This window comes from Bosea vestrisii (genome assembly GCF_030144325.1).
GTDB lineage: Bacteria > Pseudomonadota > Alphaproteobacteria > Rhizobiales > Beijerinckiaceae > Allobosea > Allobosea vestrisii_A.
The window spans coordinates 3,625,828-3,644,770 of the sequence record NZ_CP126307.1; the positions used below are offsets into that span (position 1 = coordinate 3,625,828).

Annotated in this window: 15 protein-coding genes and 1 pseudogene; 1 reads left to right on the forward strand and 15 read right to left on the reverse strand. The window is 66.4% G+C overall.

Going from position 1 to position 18,943, the window contains the following annotated elements:
- Position 1: 1 nt before the first annotated feature.
- The 5 genes from QO058_RS17935 to QO058_RS17955 form a co-directional block, all read right to left on the reverse strand.
- Entirely contained in the window at positions 2-1,276 is a 1,275-nt protein-coding gene (locus QO058_RS17935; protein ID WP_284167634.1) for a ribulose-bisphosphate carboxylase large subunit family protein, read from the reverse strand.
- A 6-nt stretch (positions 1,277-1,282) separates the two neighbouring features.
- The gene (locus tag QO058_RS17940) at positions 1,283-1,822 is read right to left on the reverse strand and encodes a VOC family protein (RefSeq protein ID WP_284167635.1); all 540 of its coding nucleotides are present in this window, start codon (positions 1,820-1,822) and stop codon (positions 1,283-1,285) included.
- A 35-nt stretch (positions 1,823-1,857) separates the two neighbouring features.
- Positions 1,858-3,735 (reverse strand): TRAP transporter large permease, encoded by a 1,878-nt coding sequence (locus QO058_RS17945; protein WP_432211950.1) that lies wholly within the window; start codon positions 3,733-3,735, stop codon positions 1,858-1,860.
- A gap of 33 nt (positions 3,736-3,768) precedes the next feature.
- Positions 3,769-4,791 (reverse strand): TRAP transporter substrate-binding protein, encoded by a 1,023-nt coding sequence (locus tag QO058_RS17950; RefSeq protein ID WP_284167636.1) that lies wholly within the window; start codon positions 4,789-4,791, stop codon positions 3,769-3,771.
- 107 nt (positions 4,792-4,898) lie between these two features.
- Complete coding sequence (locus tag QO058_RS17955; RefSeq protein ID WP_284167637.1) at positions 4,899-5,699, reverse strand: SDR family NAD(P)-dependent oxidoreductase; 801 nt, start codon at positions 5,697-5,699, stop codon at positions 4,899-4,901.
- 260 nt (positions 5,700-5,959) lie between these two features.
- On the opposite strand from QO058_RS17955, the gene QO058_RS17960 reads away from it, so the two are divergent.
- Positions 5,960-7,012, forward strand: a complete 1,053-nt coding sequence (locus QO058_RS17960; RefSeq protein WP_284167638.1) for a LacI family DNA-binding transcriptional regulator — start codon at positions 5,960-5,962, stop codon at positions 7,010-7,012.
- A gap of 4 nt (positions 7,013-7,016) precedes the next feature.
- Here QO058_RS17960 and QO058_RS17965 read toward each other — a convergent pair whose 3' ends face one another.
- The 10 genes and pseudogenes from QO058_RS17965 to QO058_RS18010 all read right to left on the reverse strand — a co-directional run bounded on the left by QO058_RS17965 (position 7,017) and on the right by QO058_RS18010 (position 18,923).
- Positions 7,017-7,298, reverse strand: a complete 282-nt coding sequence (locus QO058_RS17965) for a hypothetical protein (RefSeq protein ID WP_126114284.1) — start codon at positions 7,296-7,298, stop codon at positions 7,017-7,019.
- Positions 7,299-7,539: 241 nt separating this feature from the next.
- Positions 7,540-8,574, reverse strand: a complete 1,035-nt coding sequence (locus tag QO058_RS17970) for a GSCFA domain-containing protein (protein WP_284167639.1) — start codon at positions 8,572-8,574, stop codon at positions 7,540-7,542.
- Between the two features lie 130 nt (positions 8,575-8,704).
- A complete protein-coding gene (locus QO058_RS17975) occupies positions 8,705-10,165 on the reverse strand; it encodes a polysaccharide pyruvyl transferase family protein (protein WP_284167640.1) in 1,461 nt (486 codons plus the stop codon).
- The gene (locus QO058_RS17980; protein ID WP_284167641.1) at positions 10,162-11,364 is read right to left on the reverse strand and encodes a hypothetical protein; all 1,203 of its coding nucleotides are present in this window, start codon (positions 11,362-11,364) and stop codon (positions 10,162-10,164) included. Before QO058_RS17980 ends, QO058_RS17975 begins: the two co-directional genes overlap by 4 nt.
- A complete protein-coding gene (locus QO058_RS17985; protein ID WP_284167642.1) occupies positions 11,361-12,554 on the reverse strand; it encodes a polysaccharide pyruvyl transferase family protein in 1,194 nt (397 codons plus the stop codon). Before QO058_RS17985 ends, QO058_RS17980 begins: the two co-directional genes overlap by 4 nt.
- 32 nt (positions 12,555-12,586) lie before the next feature.
- Complete coding sequence (locus tag QO058_RS17990; RefSeq protein ID WP_432211951.1) at positions 12,587-13,891, reverse strand: glycosyltransferase family 4 protein; 1,305 nt, start codon at positions 13,889-13,891, stop codon at positions 12,587-12,589.
- Between the two features lie 2 nt (positions 13,892-13,893).
- A complete protein-coding gene (locus QO058_RS17995) occupies positions 13,894-15,981 on the reverse strand; it encodes a glycosyltransferase family 2 protein (RefSeq protein ID WP_284167644.1) in 2,088 nt (695 codons plus the stop codon).
- Between the two features lie 93 nt (positions 15,982-16,074).
- Complete coding sequence (locus QO058_RS18000; protein WP_284167645.1) at positions 16,075-16,803, reverse strand: hypothetical protein; 729 nt, start codon at positions 16,801-16,803, stop codon at positions 16,075-16,077.
- Between the two features lie 35 nt (positions 16,804-16,838).
- A complete protein-coding gene (locus tag QO058_RS18005; RefSeq protein WP_284167646.1) occupies positions 16,839-18,092 on the reverse strand; it encodes a glycosyltransferase family 4 protein in 1,254 nt (417 codons plus the stop codon).
- Positions 18,089-18,923 (reverse strand): annotated as a pseudogene (locus QO058_RS18010) (class I SAM-dependent methyltransferase). The gene QO058_RS18005 and the pseudogene QO058_RS18010 overlap by 4 nt, the downstream one beginning before the upstream one ends.
- Positions 18,924-18,943 lie beyond the last annotated feature (20 nt).

Here is an 18,943-nt window from a genome sequence, read left to right on the forward strand (position 1 = left end):
CTCAGCCGCTGCCCTTGCCGAAGAAGGCGAGCGCTTGGGCGAGCTCGTCATGGCTCTTCGCGGCGTCGGCAACCGGCACGCCGGCCGCGACGGCCTCCCAGGCCTGGCGGATGCTGGCGACGCCGGCCGACGGCCCGCCGGGATGGGCGAGGATGCCGCCACCCGCCATGAACAGCAGGTCGTCATGGCCGAGCGCATCCCAGGTCGGCTGCGCCGTGCCGGCCCACTGCCCGGAGGAGAAGGCCGGCAGGACGCGATCATCGATGCCCTCCGCTAGCGGCGTCACGCAATTCCTCGCGGAGGTCACGACCTCCTCGTCCTCCTGCGCGAACTTGCCCTGCAAACCATGCACATGCATGTGATCGACGCCGGTGAGCCGCCACAGAGTCTGGTAGGCCTGGAAGCCGATGCCGAGCAACGGATGGCGCGAGAGCGCACCGAAACCGTTGCGATGGCCGTGCAAAGCAAGGCTGGTCGAGCGGCGCAGGGTCTCGACCGCCGAGAACCCGCACCAGTTGAGGCTGACCATGACGCAGTTGCCGCCCTCGCGCTCGACCAGTTCGGCATGGCGGCGCATCTGGTCGGTTTCGGCCGTGATGTTGAAGGCGACCATAACCGCCTTGCCGGTGCGGTCCTGGTGGCGCCGCACCGCCGCCATGACGGCGGGCACGCGCTGGGCCAGCGGCGCATGCACCGGGTCGGCGCAGATCTCGTCGTCCTTGATGAAGTCGAGCCCGGCCGCGCAGAGCTTGCCGACCAGTTCGGCGGTCTCATAGGGGCGCAGGCCGACATTGGGCTTGATGATCGAGCCGATAATCGGGCCATCGGCTACCCCGGTGAGCCGGCGGGTGCCGGCGATGCCGCGCGTCGGCAGCGGGAACAGGCGGCGATACGAAGCCGGCAAAGCCATGCTCTCGAGCCGGAGGCCGGTGACCTCACCGAGATCGAACAGGTTGCCGGCGACGATCGAGGCGAGCGTCGGCAGGTTGGCCCCGACATTGTCGACCGGGAAGGAGAGCGTGATCCGGGCGCGGCGCCATGGCCCAGAAACACCCTTCCGTGTCAGCCAGGCATTGGGCAGGCTCGGCTCGGCGGCGCTTTCCAGTTCCTCGACCGCGGTGACGACGGCGCGGGTGCGGTCGCGTAACTCATCGGTCTCGCCGGCAACGCGGGTGAAGGTGCCGCTCGACTGCTCGCCGGCCATGACATCGGCGACCTTGCGAGGGTCGAGCGGCGTCTCGATCAGGTAAGTTGCTGTAAAGCGTTCGGTCGCCATGGTCGTTCAGAGCTTGCTGAGGTCAGGGAAAGGGCGGACCGGATCCTTGCCGTCCCAGCTCTCGCCCGCCTCGCGGATCAGCCGGAACATCTCGCCCTTGGGGCCGGCGACCTCGGAGAGCTCGATCACCGTGCCGGGATGGTAGTGGGTGTCGAAATAGATGAAGCGGCCGCGTTCGCCGACCTCGCCCGACATCACCGGCTTGAAGCCCTCGGCCAGCAGCCGCTCAAGGTCGGCATCGTAATCCGAGGTCCAGTAGGCGACATGCTGCAGGCCGCTATGGCCGGCATCGGTGAAGTCCTTGTACATGGACGGCACTGCGTTGCGGCACTGGATCAGCTCGATCTGCAGCGGACCGGAGTTGGCCAGCGCTACCGAGTTATGCGGCTCGTAGGTTTCGCCCTTGTAGCGGTAGTTTTTGATCGGGACCTTGGGATTGTAGAAGAACGGTCCGACACCGAGAACCCGGCTCCAATAATCCATCGCCGCCTCGATATCGGGGACGACATAGCCGGCCTGACGGATCTGGCCAAAGTAGCGGCTCATGGTGGTGCTTTCCTGCGAAGGTCGATGGTTCAGCGCTAGAGGAAGCCGATGGAGATCCACGGCACGGCGGCGACGATGACGAGGCCGATCAAAAGGGCGGCGATATAGGCCCAGATGTATTTCAGCCCCTCGTCGGGATTGATCTTCGAGATCGCGCAGGCGCCGTAATAGCCGACGCCGAAGGGCGGTGCGAAGAGGCCGATGCCCATCGCGAAGATCACGACCATGGCATAGTGCACCTCGTGCACGCCGATCTGCTTGGCGATCGGGAAGAGCAGCGGCCCGAACAGCACGATCGCCGGGATGCCCTCGAGCACGCTGCCGAGGATGACGAAGGCGACGATCGAGATGGCGAGGAAGCCCCATGTGCCGCCCGGCACCGCCGCCATGATCTTGGCGAGATCCTGCGAGAAGCCCGATTGCGTCAGACCCCAGGCCATCGCGGTGGCGCAGCCGATGATGAAGATGATCGCGCCGGTGAGCGAGGCGGTGTCGACCAGCATGCCCTTGAGCCGGCGCCAATCGAATTGCCGGTAGATCAGCAGGCCGGCCAGCACCGCATAGGCGATGCCGATGGTCGAGACCTCGGTCGCGGTAGCGACGCCCTCGACGACCGCGGCGCGGATGACGAAGGGCAGGGCGATGGCCGGCAGCGCGATCAGGCAGAGCTTGCCGATCTCGCGCTTCGAATACTTGGTGACGTGGCTGAGGTCCTCGGCCCGGTTCCGCCACCAGACGACGAAGCAGAGCGCGATGCCGAGCGCGACCGCCGGCAGCATGCCACCGGTGAATAGCGCCGCGATCGAGACGCCGGTGACCGAGCCGATGGTGATCAGCACGATCGAGGGCGGGATCGTCTCGGTTTGCGCGCCGGTCGCCGAAAGCAGCGCGACGAGGTCGCCGGGTTTGGCGCCCCGCTTCTGCATCTCCGGGAACAGCACCGGAGCGATCGCGGCCATGTCGGCGATCTTCGAGCCGGAGATGCCGGAGACCAGGTACATCGCGCCGATCAGCACATAGGACAGGCCGCCACGGACATGGCCGAGCAGCGAGGCCAGGAACTGGATCATGGCGCGCGCCATGCCGGTCATCTCGATCAACGCGCCCAGGAAGATGAAGAGCGGCACGGCGAGCAGGATGAGATGGCTCATGCCCTCGTCGAGCCGGCCGACCATGACGACCATCGGCGTCGAGGTCGTCAGCGAGAGATAGCCGAAGGTGGCGAGCGCAAAGGAGAAGGCGATCGGCACGCCGGCGAAGACGTTGGCCGCGACGATGCCGACGAAGAAGATCACCAGGTTGAGCTTGCCGAGCGGCTTCAGCACGGGCCCGATCAGCCAGAACAGGATGACGAGAGCCGCCGTGACGCCAGCGGCGAGGAGGACGGGCTTCCAGGAGCCGAAGCGCAGCAGCCGGCAAAAGGCGGCGAACAGCATCAGGACGATGCCGATCGGCAGCGCTGCGGCCCGCCAGGAATTGGCGATCTCCAGCGCGGGGGTGACGATGAAGCGCTCGTCCTCGGCATAGTCGAGCGCCTCGGGCAGGATCATCACCAGGAAGGCGATCGCCGCGGTGATGGCGAGCGCTTCGAGCACGGCGCGGGTCTGCGGGCCGACGCGGGTGACGAGGCCGGTCATGCGCATATGCTCGCCGCGGCGCAGGGCCACGACCGCACCAAGCATGGAGAGCCAGAGGAACAGGATCGAGGCGAGCTCGTCCGACCAGACCAGCGGGGCGTGAAAGACGTAGCGGGCGACGACACCCGCTCCGAGGATGATGATCTCGGCGAGGACGAGCACGGCGACGACGAGCTCGATCACCGCCCCGACGGAGCGGTCGAGCCTGTCCGCGAGGCGACCGAGGCCGGTTGCCGGCATCGGCTGCGCCGGCAGAGTGGCGATGTGCCCGTCCATGGCTGATCCCTTGCTTCCAGCGCCGCGGCAGGCTCAGGCGAGCTTGCCCGCAGTGCCTTCCAGCAGGGTCCAGGCATCGGCGCCGAAGCGCTCCTGCCATTCCTTGTAGAAGCCGCTTTCGCGCAGCTTCGCCTGGAAGCTGTCGGACTTGGCGCTATTGAAGGCAAGGCCCTTCGAGGTGAGTTCGCCCTGGAGGCTCTCGTTCAGCTTGCGCACGTCTTCGCGCTGCTGGAGGCCTGCCTCGTTGAAGGCGCGCGAGACGATCGCCTTCACATCCTCAGGCAGGTTGCGCCAGGAACGGCCGTTGAAGACGAAGTGATAGCCGTCCCAGCTGTGATTGGTGTTGGAGCAGAATTTCTGCACCTCGTACAACTTGGCGGTCTGGACGATGGCGAGCGGGTTTTCCTGCGCATCGACGACCTTGGTCTGCAAGGCCGAGTAGACTTCGCTGAACTGCAGGCTCGCGGGTGTGGCGCCGAGCGCCTTGAACAGCGCGATGCCCATCGGGCTGACCGGTACGCGGATCTTGAGCCCGGAGAGATCGGCCGCGGAGGCGATCGGGCGCGTGCTCGTGGTGATCTGGCGGAAGCCGTTGTCCCACATCTTCTCGAACGTATGCAGGCCGACCTTGGCGAAGCCGGCGCGGATCAGATTGCCGAGCGGCCCGTCCACGGCCTGCCAGACCTGGTCATAGCTGTTGAAGGCGAAGCCGACGCCGGTGATGGCGCTGACCGGCGCGAGCGTCGCGATGACCAGCGTACCGGCATTGAAGATGTCGATGCCGCCGCTGCGCACCTGCGACAGCATGTCGGTGTCGCCGCCCAGCTGGTTGTTCGGGAAGATCTTGACCTCGACGCGGCCATTGCTCTCCCGTGCGATCCGTTCGGCCGCCTCGGCAGCGCGGATGTTCAAGGGGTGGCTGAGCGGCAGGTTGTTGCCGAACTTCAGAGAGATCTCAGCAGCCCGTGCCGGGCGCGGCAGGCCCACGATCAACCCGGCCGCGGCCGGAGCCAGGGACAGGTTTGTTAGGAATCGGCGACGCGTCGTCAGTGTCATGGACGTTCCCTCCGTTTTGTTGCCTTGCCCGGCAACCATTGGAATTTGGTGTCTGTCTTCTCAGGCCGACCGAACAGGCTGGCCCGCCTCATCTCCGGCCCTGTTGTTCAATTGCAGCGCGCATGCATGCCGCCATCGACGAACAATTCGACGCCGTTGATGTATTTGGCTTCGTCGCTGGCCAGGAACACCGCGGCATGCGCGACATCCCAGCCATCGCCCATGCGCCCGGTCGGCGACATCTTATTGCGGGCGGCGACCATGGCCTCGGTATCCTGGTAGAAGCCCGAAATCTGCTTGTAGATGTGCGGCGTATCCATCACGCCGGGCAGGATGCAGTTCGCCCGGATGCCCTTGCCGGCATATTGCAGCGCGATGCTCTGGGTGAAGCTGTTGACCGCGCCCTTGCTGGCTGCGTAGGCGCAATAGGCGTAGCCGGTCCAGCGCACGCCGCCGAGTGCGCCGATATTGATGATGGCGCCGCTCTGCTGCGCTTCCATGGTCGGCAGCACGGCCTTGCAGGCCAGGAACATGCTCTTCACATTGACCGTCATCACGCGATCCCAGATGTCTTCGCTGGTCTCGACCGGGCCGCCCTGCGAGGTGATGCCGACATTGTTGTGGAGGATGTCGATCCGGCCGTAAGCTCCGAGCGCCGCATCGACGCTGCGCTGGACGTCCTCGAGGCGCGTGGTGTCGGCGGTGACCGAGATCGCGTCATGGTCTTCCGCGAGGATGATGTCGCGCGTCGCGTCGGCAGCGGCAGCATTCAGGTCGACGGCGATCACCTTTGCGCCCGCCCTCGCATAAGCTGCGGCAGCGGCCTTGCCATTGCCCCAGCCATCACCGATGGAGCCGGCGCCGAAGACGATCGCAACCTTGTCCTTCAAGCGGCCTTCTGCAGACATCGACACCGTTCCTATGCTTGATCTTGCTCGGGCATCATCGTGGATGATGTGTTATGAGGTTGGGTCCGCTCGATGGCGCAGCGTGCGCCGCACGGATGTCGGGCAGAAACCTGCCAAAGCTATGCTGGAGCTTGATGTTCCCCAACCCACGATAACCTCCCGAACCGGTTCTTTCACTCGCGTCTTGGCACGAATTGAGCAGAACCTAGGTTCGGTCCGGAGGCTGGTCAAAGCGTTTTTATGATGTTATTTGATGTGATATGACGGCCTCTATCCCCGCCTATGGGCGAACCCTGCCGACCTTGGCTGACGTGGCGGCGCTGGCCGGCGTCTCGACGGCGACGGCCGATCGTGCGCTCAACGGCCGTCCCGGCGTGAGGCCGACGACGCTGCGCCGTGTGCTCCAGGCGGCCAAGGAGCTGGACTACATTGCCGATGTGAGCGAGCGCATGCCCGCCGGAATGAAACCCTTGCGGCTCGCCTTCCTGCTGCCCTCCGGCGAGAACAGCTTCCTCGGCATGCTGGGCCGACTGGTGGCGCGGGCGCAGGAGCAGTTCGCCGGTTTCAACATGCGGGCGCGGGTCGAGTACATCGAAGGCTTTCGCCCCGATCTGCTGGCGCAGGAGCTGAAGCGCATCGGCCGCGAGGTCGACGGCGTCGCCTTCATGGCGCTCGAACATCCTCTGGTGCGCGAGGCGGTCAACCTGCTGGCGGAGCGCGGCGTGCCTACCGTGGCGCTGATCTCCGACATCGCCCATAGCGCGCGCGCGGCTTATGTCGGACTCGACAATCGGGCGGCCGGACGCACCGCCGGCTATCTGCTCGCGCGCTTCATGGGCGACAGGCCCGCCAAGGTCGCGATGATCGTCGGATCGCTCAGCTATCGGGCGCATGAGGAGCGCGAGATGGGCTTCCTGCATCTCTTCCAGGAGCTCTATCCGGCGATCGAGGTGGTCGGCCTGCGCGAGGGGCACGACGAGGAGGCCAGGAACTACCGCCAGACGAAGACCTTGCTGGCGCAGCATCCCGACCTCGCGGGAATCTACAATATCGGCGGCGGTCCGGAGGGGATCGGCCGGGCGCTGCGCGAGGTCGGGCGCCAGCACGATACCGTCTTCGTCGGACATGGGCTCACCCGTGAAACGCGCAGCCTGCTGATGGACGGCGTCATGGATGCGGTCCTCACACAGAACCCGCAGGCGACCCTGATGGACTGCATCGCCATCTTCGCGAACCTGCGCGCCGGGCGAGCGGCGACCGAAGGCACGGCCCGCCCGGGCATCGAGATCGTGCTCCGCGAGAACCTGCCTTGAAAGCTCAGGTGGTGCGGCCGACCTCGCGTGCCACCTCAGAGAACGATCGCATGCCGCCTTCCGGCCGGGTCGCGATCGACAGGAAGCGGGCAGCGAAGGCGAGCGAGTCGCGCTGACTCGGGCTGAGCTGGTCGCAGCGCTGCCGATCGCCCAGCCCGGTTTGCTCGGCCTCCGTCAGCGCGGCCTTGAGCTGTGAATCAGTCAGTGCGCCCGAAGTCACCAGCGAGCGCAGCACGGCCGTGAAGGCCAGCAGCATCCCTTCGAGCTGTAGATTGGCGACGTTCATCTCGTCCTCCCGACGGTAGCCGATCGGGCGGTCGGACGGCCGCCGGACATGCCTGCGCCGGGGCCGCTCTCCGGCGCCCGGCGCATCTTGACATGGTAAGCCGGCCACGGCGACCGGCTTGTTGGCTCAGGACGGATTCACCGATCAGGTTGCTCCAACCTGATCGGTGAATCCGTCTCTTAACTTTGAGTTTGAGACCGTTTTGCCGACTGGCTTGCATTGCAAGCCAGTCGGAACAGGCTCAGGCCGCCTGCGGCTGTGCGGCATCGCCGAGATAGGCGCCCTGGAAGGTCGTCATCACATGCGCGACCATCTCGCGGGCGATGTGGAGCTGATCGTCCTCGAAGGCGATGGTGCGCGGCGAGTTGAGCACGATCTCGTAGCTCGGGAAGTAGTCGACGTAGTCGAAGCGGCGGAACAATTCCTCGGCCACGGCGCGCAGCACCGATTTCGAGGCGCTGTTGGCGACGATCACGTCGGCATCCTTGAAGGTCGCGCCGAACGGCACCGGCGAGACGGTGACGATGAAGCGCATCTCCGGATGGCAGTGCTCGCGGATCAGCCCGATCGTGTCGAGCATGTCGGCCAGAGTGGTATCGTAGCCATAGTCGATGAAGCGGAAGCGATCGGGCATGCGCGCCAGCCAGGTCGGACCGGGATGCGCATTCATCGCAATCCCGGTCTCGGAATCGAGCCAGGTCTCGGTCAGGCCGAGCGTGAAGAAGCAGATGCGCGCATTCTTGATCTGCGCGGTCGCCTCGGTGAGGCGTTTGCGGTTGGCGAAGGCGGTCTCGCGGTCGAGCAATTTCAGGCCGCTGGCATGCGGATCGAACCATTGCCCGGGCGCGAGCTCGACCAGCCCGTCATTGGGATAGCTCTCGCCTGCCAGGACGCGCCTGAGCTCGTGCGTCATCGAACGGACCGAGTATTTGTTGAGCGCGCCGCGGGAAAGCTCGCCGCGATTGGCGCCGCCGCCGCGGCCGACCTCCTCATCCCAGCTCTCGAAATGTTCGGCCGGCACGCCGTGACCGCGCAGCAGTAGCGGCAGCCCGCGCATCATCAGGATGTTCTCGACCTCGCGGGCAAAGCACGAGCCCATGGTGAAGATCGGCCATGACGGATCGATCTTGAATTTCGATTTGTGCTCGACGGACAGGTAGTTGCCGGTGGTCAGCCGTTCCTTGGCCATCTTCTCCGGCTTGCCAGAGATCCAACCACGCACGGGATTGCCGCGCATGATGGAAAGGGCTGTACCTGCATTGTACTCGATCCGCATGATCGTCTCCTGCGTTCGTAAAAACCCATAGGCTGTAGGTTCGGCCCGCTGTCGGACCGTCTCGGCTAGCCCGGTGGATATCGGACGCTTCTGCGCCGACCGTGCCCTTCCGCTATGTGAGGCTGCGGCCTCACATGCGGTGGGGAATGCCGTTGTGGTCGAGGAAGCCGCGCATCCGGTCGTAGGAGGCGGCGTAGCTCTTCGCCAGGTTGTTCAGCGCCGCCTCCTGATAGACGGCGCGCCAGCCGCCCTCGGCCAGTGCCGCTTCCGGCACCACTGGGATCTTCAGCGTCTCGGCCAGTTCCTGGCTGCGCGTGTCATAGGCGACCAGCACGCCCGGCACGCCCTGCGCCACTGCCGGGAGCACGCCGTGGACGCGGTAGCCGACGGCAAGGTCGATCGAGCGGGCGAATTCGTCGTAACGCTCGACGTCGAAGAAGGAGAATAGTTGCTTCTCGTAGATCCGCCGCATCGGCGCATCGTCCGGACCGTCCCACCACTTGGTCCGAACGAACTCGGCGACGGCCTTCTCCTTCGCGGCGCCATCGCGCAGGAAGAACGCCTTCTCCTCCTGCTCGCCATGCGAGGACATCACCATCTCGCTCTGGCTGTCGACCTTGAGCAGCGCGGCCTTCTGATTGCGCAGATAGGCTTCCGGGTCGGCGGTATAGCTCTTGTCGGCCTCGCGGCGCAGGCTGAAGGCGACCTTCCGAACCTCGCGCTGGTCGGGAATGCGGATCTTGAGGTCGCGGTTGCGGGTCCGGAAGATCGACGGGCAACCGACGACCTCGACATTCTTTATGCCGTTCTGGCGCAGGGTCTCGGCGCTGAAGGCGCCGCGCACGCCGATCGCTGCCGAGCGCTCGGCGACGATCGACCAGAAGCGCTTCGACGCCTCAGGCAGCTCGATCTTGCGGTTCTGGCTGGCCTGGGCTCCGACGCCGATCGCGTAGACCGGCAGCTTGACCTTCTCCAGCACCTCGACGGCGCGGAACCATTCCATGTTCTCGTGGATGAAGTTCGAGCCGCGCACGAAGACGAAGTCGAATTCGTTAGCGTAGCGGGCGATGTCGGCATCGGTCGGCGACATGATCTTCATCGGCTCCAGATGCGCATAGCGCAGGAGCTTCAACGTCGAGTCGTAGACGATCATGTCGCCGATGTTGAAATAGTCGCTGAGCAGCTTTTCCATCGGCGCGCGGTACCAGCGCACCTTGTCGTGCTCGTAGACCTCGCCGGCCGGGTAGATCACCAGCGCGCGCAATTTGGTCTCGGTCGCGATCGGACGCAGATTCGAACCCGGGGCGAGCGTGCCCGTGGCTGCGTCGGCGATCGCGACCGAGTGGGGACGCCCATTGGGCAGGCTTGGCAGCGGGATGGTCAGCTCGGCGACATCCGCCTCAGCCGTGACGATCGCGCCGGGCTGGATGGTGGCGTATTCCTGCCCGTCGAGCATGAGCTTGAGTACCGGCCAGCTCCGGTCGGGCCTGCGCCCGATGGCGACGACGACCTCGCCGGTGGTGGCGCGCAGGATTTTGATGGCGTTCTCGGCAGAGACGACGGAGCCGAGATTGAGCACGGGCGCGTTCATGGCCCCTCCTTGACGAACTGAACTTTGAGGCGGACCAGGTCGCGATCAGGGCCGAGCTTGCAGTCGGCGACCTTCATCCTGGTCATGAAGAGATAGGCCTCGTCCCCGGTCGTCTCGAAATTGCGCGAGCGCGAGGCGGGGTCGGCGAGGGCGCCATAGCCGTAGCGCAGCCGGTCGCTGCAGTTCTTGCTCCACATCGTCGGCTGCACCATCAGAGTCTGCAGCGGCGACCAGCGGATCAGGTCGTCGGACCAGCTATAGGCGACGCGGCCGCCGGCGATGTTCTGGCTCGGATCGGGGCCGAGGTGGAGGAGCGCGAGCCATTTCCCGCTTGCCTCGTGCCGGGTCAGCGAGCCCACGGTGGTCGGCAGCGGCTTGAGCGTCTGGCAGGGCCGCGCCTGGCTGAGGTCGTCGCGATAGGGATCGACGGCGCGGATGGTGAAGTCCTGCCCGTCGAAGGCGCGCCAGGAGGTCGGGTCCTTGATGTTGGTCGACCGAAACAGGCAGACGCCGTTCTTCTGGCCCTCGCCCCCGGTGGTCATGATCAGCGCATACCAGGCGCCGTCCTTCTGGACGATGTTGGACGGGTTGAAGAAGCCGCGATGCCGGCCCTGGCCGACCTCCTGGGGGAAGCCGGGAGCGGCCACCAGCGGGCGCGGCTCGTCGGTCTTGAAGCTCAGCCCGCCATCATCAGAATGGGCGGCGGTGACGACATTGTACCAGCAGCTCATCGCATCCTTGAAGCGGCAGGCACCGGGATGCTTGTCGGCATGGTATTCGGCGTGCACCAGCGCCTCGACATTGCGGCCATCGCCGGTCCAGGTCGCGGCGATCCAGCTCTTGTCGCTGAACTGGCTGGGATCGGCGCTGCTCTTCGCCTCGAACGACACAGCGCAGCTCTTGCGGATCGCGCCGAGATTGCCGCCGATCAGCGGGCGGCTGCGGTAATGGCTGGCGAAGGCGACGACTTCGCCCTTGTTGTCGCGGAAGGCGCGGAGCGGCGCGTCCGGCAAATCCCATTCCTCACAGCGCTCGCGGGCCCAGGAGACGACCGTCTCTTCCTTCGCGTCGGGAGCGATCTCCAGCCGGTAGCCTGCGGCGGACGGTGCGCCCGGCGCCTGCGCGAAGCCGGCGACAGGCGCGGCGATTGCCAGCAGCGCCGCCGGCAGCCAGGCGAGGGCGGTGCGCGCGCTCCTCATGCCACCTTCCTTTCCGGCTCGGGAGCCGGTGCGGCCGCAGCCGGCTTCACCATCTTGTGGTCGATCTTGTTCTCGCTCAGGAACGCGCTCATTGCGCCGTAGACACGGGCATAGGCCGCATTGAAGCGGTCGAACCGCGCCTGCTCCCAGTAGTCCTCAAGCCGGAAGTCCTTGCCGTCGAAGACGTCGACGCTCGGGATCTGGAAGGTCTCGGCGAATTCGACGGTGCGGCTGTCATAGGTGAAGTAGATCGACGGCGTGCCGTTGGCGAGCGCCATCAGATTGCCGTGCAGCCGGTAGCCGAGGACGAGATCTAGCTTGCGGACGAGTTGCTCGTATTCGGCGACGACGTCCGAATAGAACATCCGGTCGCGGTAGAGCCCTTCCATGCGCTCATCGAGATACCATTGGGTCGCCCAGCCGTTCTCGCGCAGGGCCGCCATGCCCTCCTGCTTCTGCTCGGGCGTGCCCAGCGCGAGCTTCTTCTCCTCGACCTCGCCCTGCGACATCAGCGTGACCTCGAAGCGCTCCGCCATCGCCTTCACCAGATCGCGGTGGAAGGTGAGGTAGCGCTTGATGTCCTTGGCGTAATGCTTGGAGACCTCGCGGCGCAGCGTGACGCCGACCTGCTTCACGGTGTCGAGCGCCGGCAGGCGGATGGAAAGGTCGGGCCGGTTGTTGCGGAAGGCGGTCGGGCAGCCGATGATCCGGGCGTTCTTGATGCCGAGCTCGTTCATGACCTCGGCCGAATAGGTGCCGCGCACACCGACCGAGGCGGTCGAGTCCGAGATCAGCTTGAGGACGGTCTTGGTGTCCTCGCTGAGCTCTAGCTTACCGCTGACTGGGGCCTGCGCGCCGATGCCGAAGGCGAGCACCGGCAGCTTCAGCCGGCGCAGCACCTCGGCGGTGCGGCTCCAGTTCATCCCGGCGTGCACATAGTTCGAGCCACGCAGGAAGACATAGTCGAACTCGGCGTTGAACCGGTCGATCTGCGCCTCGTCGATGCTGGTAATCGGCAATTCCTCCAGCGTCTCGAAGTTGAGCAGCTTCAGCGAGGAATCGAAGACGAAGGCGTCGCCGATATTATGGTAGTGGTTGATGTGGCTCTGAAGCTCGGCGTGCTTGTACCAGCGGACATTGTTGTGGTCGTAGACCTCTCCCGATGGGCTGATCACGAGGATGCGGGCCATGGTTGCGTTCTCCCTTGTTTTGTCCGCGCGGCTCACGCGATCATCGGCGCGGCGGCGCGATTGGCCGGAGCCGGCATGCCCCGCTCGGCGATCAGGCGCTGGTAGAGCGCGAGATGCTGGTTGGCGCAGTCGACATGGCTGAGCGGCTTCTTGATGCCTGCACGCAGGCGCTCCCATAGCCCGGGCTCGCTCAGCGCCCGGGTCATGCAGTCGACGAGATCCTCAGGGCTGCCGGAGCGGAAATGCAGTCCGTCGACCTCGTCGGTGATCTTCTCGGCCATGCCGCCGAGATTGCTGGAGAGGATCGGGCGGCCGTGGAAGAAGGCCTCCTGGATCACGATCGGCGAGTTCTCCCACCAGACCGAAGGCATCACCACCCAATCGACCGAACGCATCAGGTTCGGCATCTCATGGTTCTGGAAGGCGCCGCAGAAGCGAACGCGCCGCCCGGCCGCCTCGACCAGATCGGCGAACTTCTTCTTGTAGGCCTCCGGCTGCCTGTCGAGATTGCCGCCATAGACCATGAGCACGCTGTCCTCGCCCCAGACCGAATCCGGAATGCGGGTGACGGCATCGAGCAGCATGTCGGCGCCCTTGTAGGGCGTGAGCTGGCCGAAATAGGCAAAGCGCGAGCGCCGGCCGTTGGCTTCGGGCACCGGCCGCGGTGGCGCGACCTCGGCGACGTCGATGCCGTTCTCGATCACCGAGAAGCGCTCCGCGGCGAGCCCCCATTGCTGGTAGCGCTCGGCCAGGAAGCGGCTCGGCGAGACGAAATGGTCTGCGAGGTTGAGGATGCCCTTGATGAAGGTCTCGCGGGCGAGGAAGCGCGCCGGCGAAATGTCGGGGAAGCAGGCGTTGCAGTCGCTCGGCGAGGCCCGGTAGCAGAGCTTGAAAGCGCCGGTCTTCACCATCTGACCGTGGTGGTGGCAGATCGAGAGGTACTCGTGGAACGTCACCACGATCAATGCGTCCGGCAGGGTGTCGCGCACCGCGAACAGGCATTCGAGACCCAGCCCGATGAAATGGTGGAAATGCACCACGTCGGGCTTCAGGTCGCGCAGCACGCGGACGAAGTCGCGCTCGATCTCCTCCGTTGCCCGGTTCGACAGCAGGAAGTGGTCGTACTCCTCGGCGTAGTAGAGCAGTTCGCCGCCGCGCTGGCGCAGGCTCATCAATGCCGTGCCGGCGTGGCGCGGCGTCGGCGCCCCGACACGGGCGAGGTAGTGGGTGTCCACCTCGGCCTTGGCCTGGAAGCCCTTGTGCAGGTTGTAGGAGGCGATCTCGGCGCCACCGAGCGAGAAGGAAGGGTGGCCGTGCGAGACGACGAGGATACGCATGCTCATCCTCTCATGTTGGAGATGGCCAGCGCCCAGCGCCGGTCGAAACTGGTACGGTCGGCGAGGTTGATCAGCGCGCCGACATGGGGACGGGTCTCGCCGTCCTCGACGACATAGATCTCGACTTCCGGCACCCAGAGCGACGGCACGCCGTTCATCCTGAGCTTCAGGCAGAGATCGAGGCCCTTCTCGCCAGTGGTGAAGTAGCTGCGTGAGAAGCCGTCGACCTCGATGAAGGCGTTGCGCGACATCACACAGCATTCGGTCGCGCCGGCGGCGACCTCCATCGGCCCGAGGCTGCCGATCGCATCGAGCGGATAACCGACGAAGCGGTTGTAGACACGTCGCCCGGCGCCTTCGCCTTCGAGCCAGGCGCCGGCCCAGCGGATCGAATTGTCCTCGAACAGCAGGGTCGGGCTGGCGACGCAGTGCCCGCCGCGGCCGCGATAGGCGCGCTCCAGCCGCCCGAGCCAGCCCGGCATCCGGATCTGGGCCGCGCCGGAGAGCAGCGCCACCGTCTGGAAGCGGCTGGCGCGGACGCCCGCCTCGAGCGCATCGCAGGTATCCTCGACGCCTTCGACCAGGACGAGCCGGACCTGGAGCCCGTAGAACCGCGCCAGCCGGCGCGCCTCGGCGCCGAGCCGGTCGAAGCTTTCGCCGGGGGCGGCAACGACGATCGGCAGCGGCCTGATCTCCGGATCGATCGCGAGCAGTGCGAACAGGCTGGAGAGCTCGCGCTGGCGATGATCGAGGCCGATCACCAGCCCCATGGCGGCGTCGGCGTTGAAGCTGCCGATATCATGTGTCTCGATCGCCTTGGGCGGCGGGATTTCGGCGGCTTGCAGGGCAGGAGCGATCTGCTTTTCGACGACGGCCGTGGCCGTCGAGGAGCGTGGATCGAGCAGGCCGAAGACCCGCTCCAGCGCGCGCCGCGCCGGGTTTCGGCCGGGTGAGAGCGGCAGGAAGGCCGGCCCGTGGCCCTCTATCTCGAATTCGAGATAGAGCGGCTGCCCCGGTTCGGGCAGCAGCTTGGGTGCGAAGACGATGAAGCCATGGCTGTTGCGCCGGCTCGCCATGGCCGGTCCGAAGCGCGGATCCTCGGCGAAGGCGGCGGTGACGTCCGGCCTGATGGCGCGTGTCCAGATCTTGTCGATGGCGCAGGACTGCGTGCCGCTGCGCAGCACGACGTCGCCGGTGAGGCGGTCGGGATCGAACAGCCAGCCGATGATCAGGACGCCGGTGCCTTCGACGATGGTCGCGTCGTCGATACCGGCCCGCACCGGCTGGTCGAGGAAGGAGATGGTGTCGCGCCCGTCGAAGCGCTGCGAGGCCTGCTTCAGCTTCTCGGTCGTGGCAGCCGGCGCGGTGCCGCGCTGCAGCCCGTCGCGCAGATGGCCGGGCACGGTGATCTGTTCGAGCACAACATGGCGCTCATAGACCTCGAGCGCGCGCCAGCCGTCGGTGGCGCGGAAGAACAGCCGCTCGATTTCACTGGGATGGCGGATGGCGCAGTCTTCCAGCAGGCCGAAAAAGCCGCGCGCGCCCTCGCCGAGATCGTCGCGCTCGAAGGTTCCAGCTTCCAGCACGGCCGGCGAGAGCCCGCCATGCGCGACCAGCAGCTTGGTCCGCCCGGCGGTGAAATTCGCAGTCCAGCCCTGCACGAAGATGCCGTCGTCGAGAGGCCCCATGACCTCGACGAAGCCGCCCGGCTTGGCGACCGATTGCAGAAGCATGCCGACGGCACGCAGGCGCCGCGGGTTCGACTTGCCGGCGAGCAGCACTTCCAGCAGCCCGTCGACCACGGTCGGGAAAGCTTGGCCGGCCTCATCCGCGAGCGCGGCGAGGAAAGCCTGCAGCGGCATCGGCTTTGGCGCCAGGATCAGGCGCAAGGGTCGGCCGGGCCGGCCGAGCAGGATCGCGCCGGAACCGCGATCCGGTGACGGGGCAGGCGCGAGGCAGAGGAAGCCGACGGCCAGCGTGGCATCGGCCTGCGGCCGGCGCCAGGTCAGCGCCATCGTCTCGACCTTGTTGCGCGGATTGCCGTCGACCGCGACCGGGACCTTGCCGGGGATCGCGTCGCAGGCGCTCATGACCAGGGATCGCGTTCTCACCGAGCGGCGTCCAGGCGACGGTCGGCGCCGGGGCGATCCTGGTCCGCTCGGGAATGATGACCTCGTTCATGCTCACCTGCCCATCAACGTCACGGTAAGCGTGACGAAGGAGAGCAGCGCCGCGAGACCCGCGAGGAAGCCGAGCACGACGGTGACCTGCCGCAGCGGCGCTTTCGCTTCCTTGCGGATCGCGACGAGCCGGTCATCGAAGGCGCGCAGCGTCTGGTCGAAGCGCATCTGGAAAACGTCGAGCTCGGCGAGCCGTGCCGCGATCGCGCCGTTGCCCTCGATCTCCTCCGATTGCCTGGTTTCAGCCTCGCGTTGACGGTGCTCCGCCAGCTGCACGCCGAGCTCGCCGACCTTGTCGAGCAGTTCCTTCTGGGTCAGCTGCGAGCGCCGCTGCAAGGCGATCAGCGCCTCGACGCGATCGAAAAAGCGGGCCAGCGGCACGGCGATCGCCGCCTCCGCCGCGAGCTCTGCCGGCGGCGGCAGGCGTAGCTCGAGTTCTGCCCCGGTGCTGGGCGAGATGCCGACGATGGTCAGCGCCTCGCGTGCCGCCGCGGTCCTGTCGTCGAGCTCCATGGCGAAGGCATGCTTGCCGTCGCCGATGCCGTTGCGGCGCAGGTCGATGCGGCTCTGATCGGCCACCGCCTCCTGCATCTTGAGGCCGTGGCGCATCAGGCGCACGGTCAGCCGCTCCTCGGGACGCGTCTCGTCCCAGATCCAGCCATGCAGCCGGTTGCCGTCGAGCGCATCGACGCGCCCATTCAGCCGGGCCGGGGTGACGTTCGCTTCGCTCACGGTCCCATCCGGACTGTGCATCGTCGTCATGCTGGTCATGCCGCCTCCGCCAGTTTGAGTTGATCGAACAGGGCAAGGTGCGCCTGCGCGCAGTCGTCCATGCCGGGTTGGCGCGCGATGCCCTCGCTCAGGCGGCGCCAGAGCCCGTCTTCGCTCGCGGCGCGCGCCATCATTTGCGCGAGATGGCGGGGATCGCCGGGACGGGTATGCAGTCCGTCGATGCCATCGCGCACCATCTCGGCCATGCCGCCGATATTGCTGGCGATCACCGGCCGCCGGTGCTGGAAGGCTTCCTGGATGACGAGGGGCGCGTTCTCGTACCAGATCGACGGCATCACCACCCAGTCGACCTCGGCCATCAGCGCCGGCATCTCGTCGCGGCGATAGGGGCCGCAATGGATGACTTCGGCGCCAGCCTCTGCCAGCGCCTTGTCGAGCGCGGTGGTGAAGGCCTCGCTCTGGAACGGTGCTCCGCCATGGATGCGCAGCTCGAACCCGTCCGCTCCCTGCTCACGCAGAAGCTTGGCCGCCTGAAGGAGGGGCAGCACGCCCTTCCATGGGTTGAGGTTGCCGAAATAACCGAAGCGGTTGCGCGCGCCATGGGTGTGCCGATGCGGCACCGGCATCTGCGCCGGCCTGGCATTGGCGACGACCTCGATCTTCTCGCTTGGCAGGCCCCAGTCGATGTAGCGCTGGCGCAGGAAACGGCTCGGCGCGACGAAGCGGTCGACCGCGGCAAGATGCGTCTTGAGGAAACGCTCGCGCAGCAGGAAGCGGTCTGGGCCGATCTCCGGGAAGCAGCCATGGCATTTGCCGGGCGTCGCGCCGGTGCAGCGCTGCTTGTCGCTCGCCCGCACCATCAGCCCGTCATGATGGCAGATCGAATAGTAGTCGTGCAGCGTCATCACGATCGACGCCTGCGGCAGCAACCGCCGCGCCAGTGCCAGGAACTCGGCGCCGATCAGCACGAGATGGTGGATGTGGATCACGTCGGGCCGGAACTCGGTCAGCAGCGAGCCGAGGTCCTGCAAGGTGCCGTAATGGTCGATCTGGCTGAGATGGAAGCGGTCGAAATGGCCGCTCCACAACAGCAGGTCGCCATCAGCTCCGGTCGCCTGGAAGGCGGTGCCCGGATGCGGCTGGCGGTGGATCGCATTGGTAGCGCCAAGAAAGAGCACCTCGCAGCCCTCGGCGCGATAGGCCTTCGCCAGGTCATGCGCGAAGATCTCGGTGCCACCGGGATGCAGGTCCGGGTGGTTATGGGCGACGACGAGGATGCGCCGGCTCATCGCTGGACTCCCGGCTTCACCGCGACCAGCAGGTCCTGGTAATGAGCCGCGCTCTGCCCGCGCCAATGGCCGGGGTCGAGCCGCTCGACGGCGAGGCCGGCCTGCGTCGCGTGTTCGAGGAGGAAGCCGGCGTCGATCCCGGCGGCCGCCAGCGGCGCCTCCTCGATCGCATACCAACCCGGCCCCTCACCCCAGCGCCGGAACTTCAATCTTTCCTGGCCGGTGACCTGCCCGTCGAGCGCGAAGGCGGTCAGGAACAGCCGCCCGCCTGGCGCGAGTAGGCGCGCCGCCTCGTTCAGGTAGACCACGAGTTCGTCCGGCGGCAGATGCGTCGCCACCGAGGTCATGGTGATGAAGTCGAAGCTCTGGTTGGCGAAGCCGAAGCGCACCTCGTTGCCCGGCAGCGAACCCTGCGGATTGTAGAGCGGGTGGGCGATGTCGAGGCGCTGGAAACGGAAGCGCGGATAGGCTGGTGAGATCGTCTGGGCGCACCAGAGAATGCCGTCCATGACAGGATCGACGCCGTCATAGCTGCCGCGCTCGGGGTCGAGATATTGCGTCAGCGGCACTGCCATGCGGCCGATGCCGCAGCCGATGTCGAAGACGCGCTCATGCGGCTTCAGCCGACCGATCCGGATGAAATGGCCGAGGGAATTCGGCGCCGATGGCGCGATAATCGCCGTCGCCGACGAAGATAGAATCCGGCGGCGGGTGCGGCAGGAAACGGTTCGTCTGGACATGGGCCATCAGCCAGGCGAGCTCCGGGGTCGCCGGCTCGATCGCAGGCGCCGGTGTCGGCGTGGTCTGTCGCAAGGCCAGGGTCGCCGTCATGCTGCTGTCGCCCTCCTGAG

What these genes read in the sequence shown, in the direction of transcription:
- QO058_RS17935 (WP_284167634.1), bottom strand. Translation starts at nt 1,276, where the DNA reads ATGGCGACCGAACGCTTTACAGCAACTTACCTGATCGAGACGCCGCTC.
- QO058_RS17940 (WP_284167635.1), bottom strand. Translation starts at nt 1,822, where the DNA reads ATGAGCCGCTACTTTGGCCAGATCCGTCAGGCCGGCTATGTCGTCCCC.
- QO058_RS17945 (WP_432211950.1), bottom strand. Translation starts at nt 3,735, where the DNA reads ATGGACGGGCACATCGCCACTCTGCCGGCGCAGCCGATGCCGGCAACC.
- QO058_RS17950 (WP_284167636.1), bottom strand. Translation starts at nt 4,791, where the DNA reads ATGACACTGACGACGCGTCGCCGATTCCTAACAAACCTGTCCCTGGCT.
- QO058_RS17955 (WP_284167637.1), bottom strand. Translation starts at nt 5,699, where the DNA reads ATGTCTGCAGAAGGCCGCTTGAAGGACAAGGTTGCGATCGTCTTCGGC.
- QO058_RS17960 (WP_284167638.1), top strand. Translation starts at nt 5,960, where the DNA reads ATGACGGCCTCTATCCCCGCCTATGGGCGAACCCTGCCGACCTTGGCT.
- QO058_RS17965 (WP_126114284.1), bottom strand. Translation starts at nt 7,298, where the DNA reads ATGAACGTCGCCAATCTACAGCTCGAAGGGATGCTGCTGGCCTTCACG.
- QO058_RS17970 (WP_284167639.1), bottom strand. Translation starts at nt 8,574, where the DNA reads ATGCGGATCGAGTACAATGCAGGTACAGCCCTTTCCATCATGCGCGGC.
- QO058_RS17975 (WP_284167640.1), bottom strand. Translation starts at nt 10,165, where the DNA reads ATGAACGCGCCCGTGCTCAATCTCGGCTCCGTCGTCTCTGCCGAGAAC.
- QO058_RS17980 (WP_284167641.1), bottom strand. Translation starts at nt 11,364, where the DNA reads ATGAGGAGCGCGCGCACCGCCCTCGCCTGGCTGCCGGCGGCGCTGCTG.
- QO058_RS17985 (WP_284167642.1), bottom strand. Translation starts at nt 12,554, where the DNA reads ATGGCCCGCATCCTCGTGATCAGCCCATCGGGAGAGGTCTACGACCAC.
- QO058_RS17990 (WP_432211951.1), bottom strand. Translation starts at nt 13,891, where the DNA reads ATGCGTATCCTCGTCGTCTCGCACGGCCACCCTTCCTTCTCGCTCGGT.
- QO058_RS17995 (WP_284167644.1), bottom strand. Translation starts at nt 15,981, where the DNA reads ATGAGCGCCTGCGACGCGATCCCCGGCAAGGTCCCGGTCGCGGTCGAC.
- QO058_RS18005 (WP_284167646.1), bottom strand. Translation starts at nt 18,092, where the DNA reads ATGAGCCGGCGCATCCTCGTCGTCGCCCATAACCACCCGGACCTGCAT.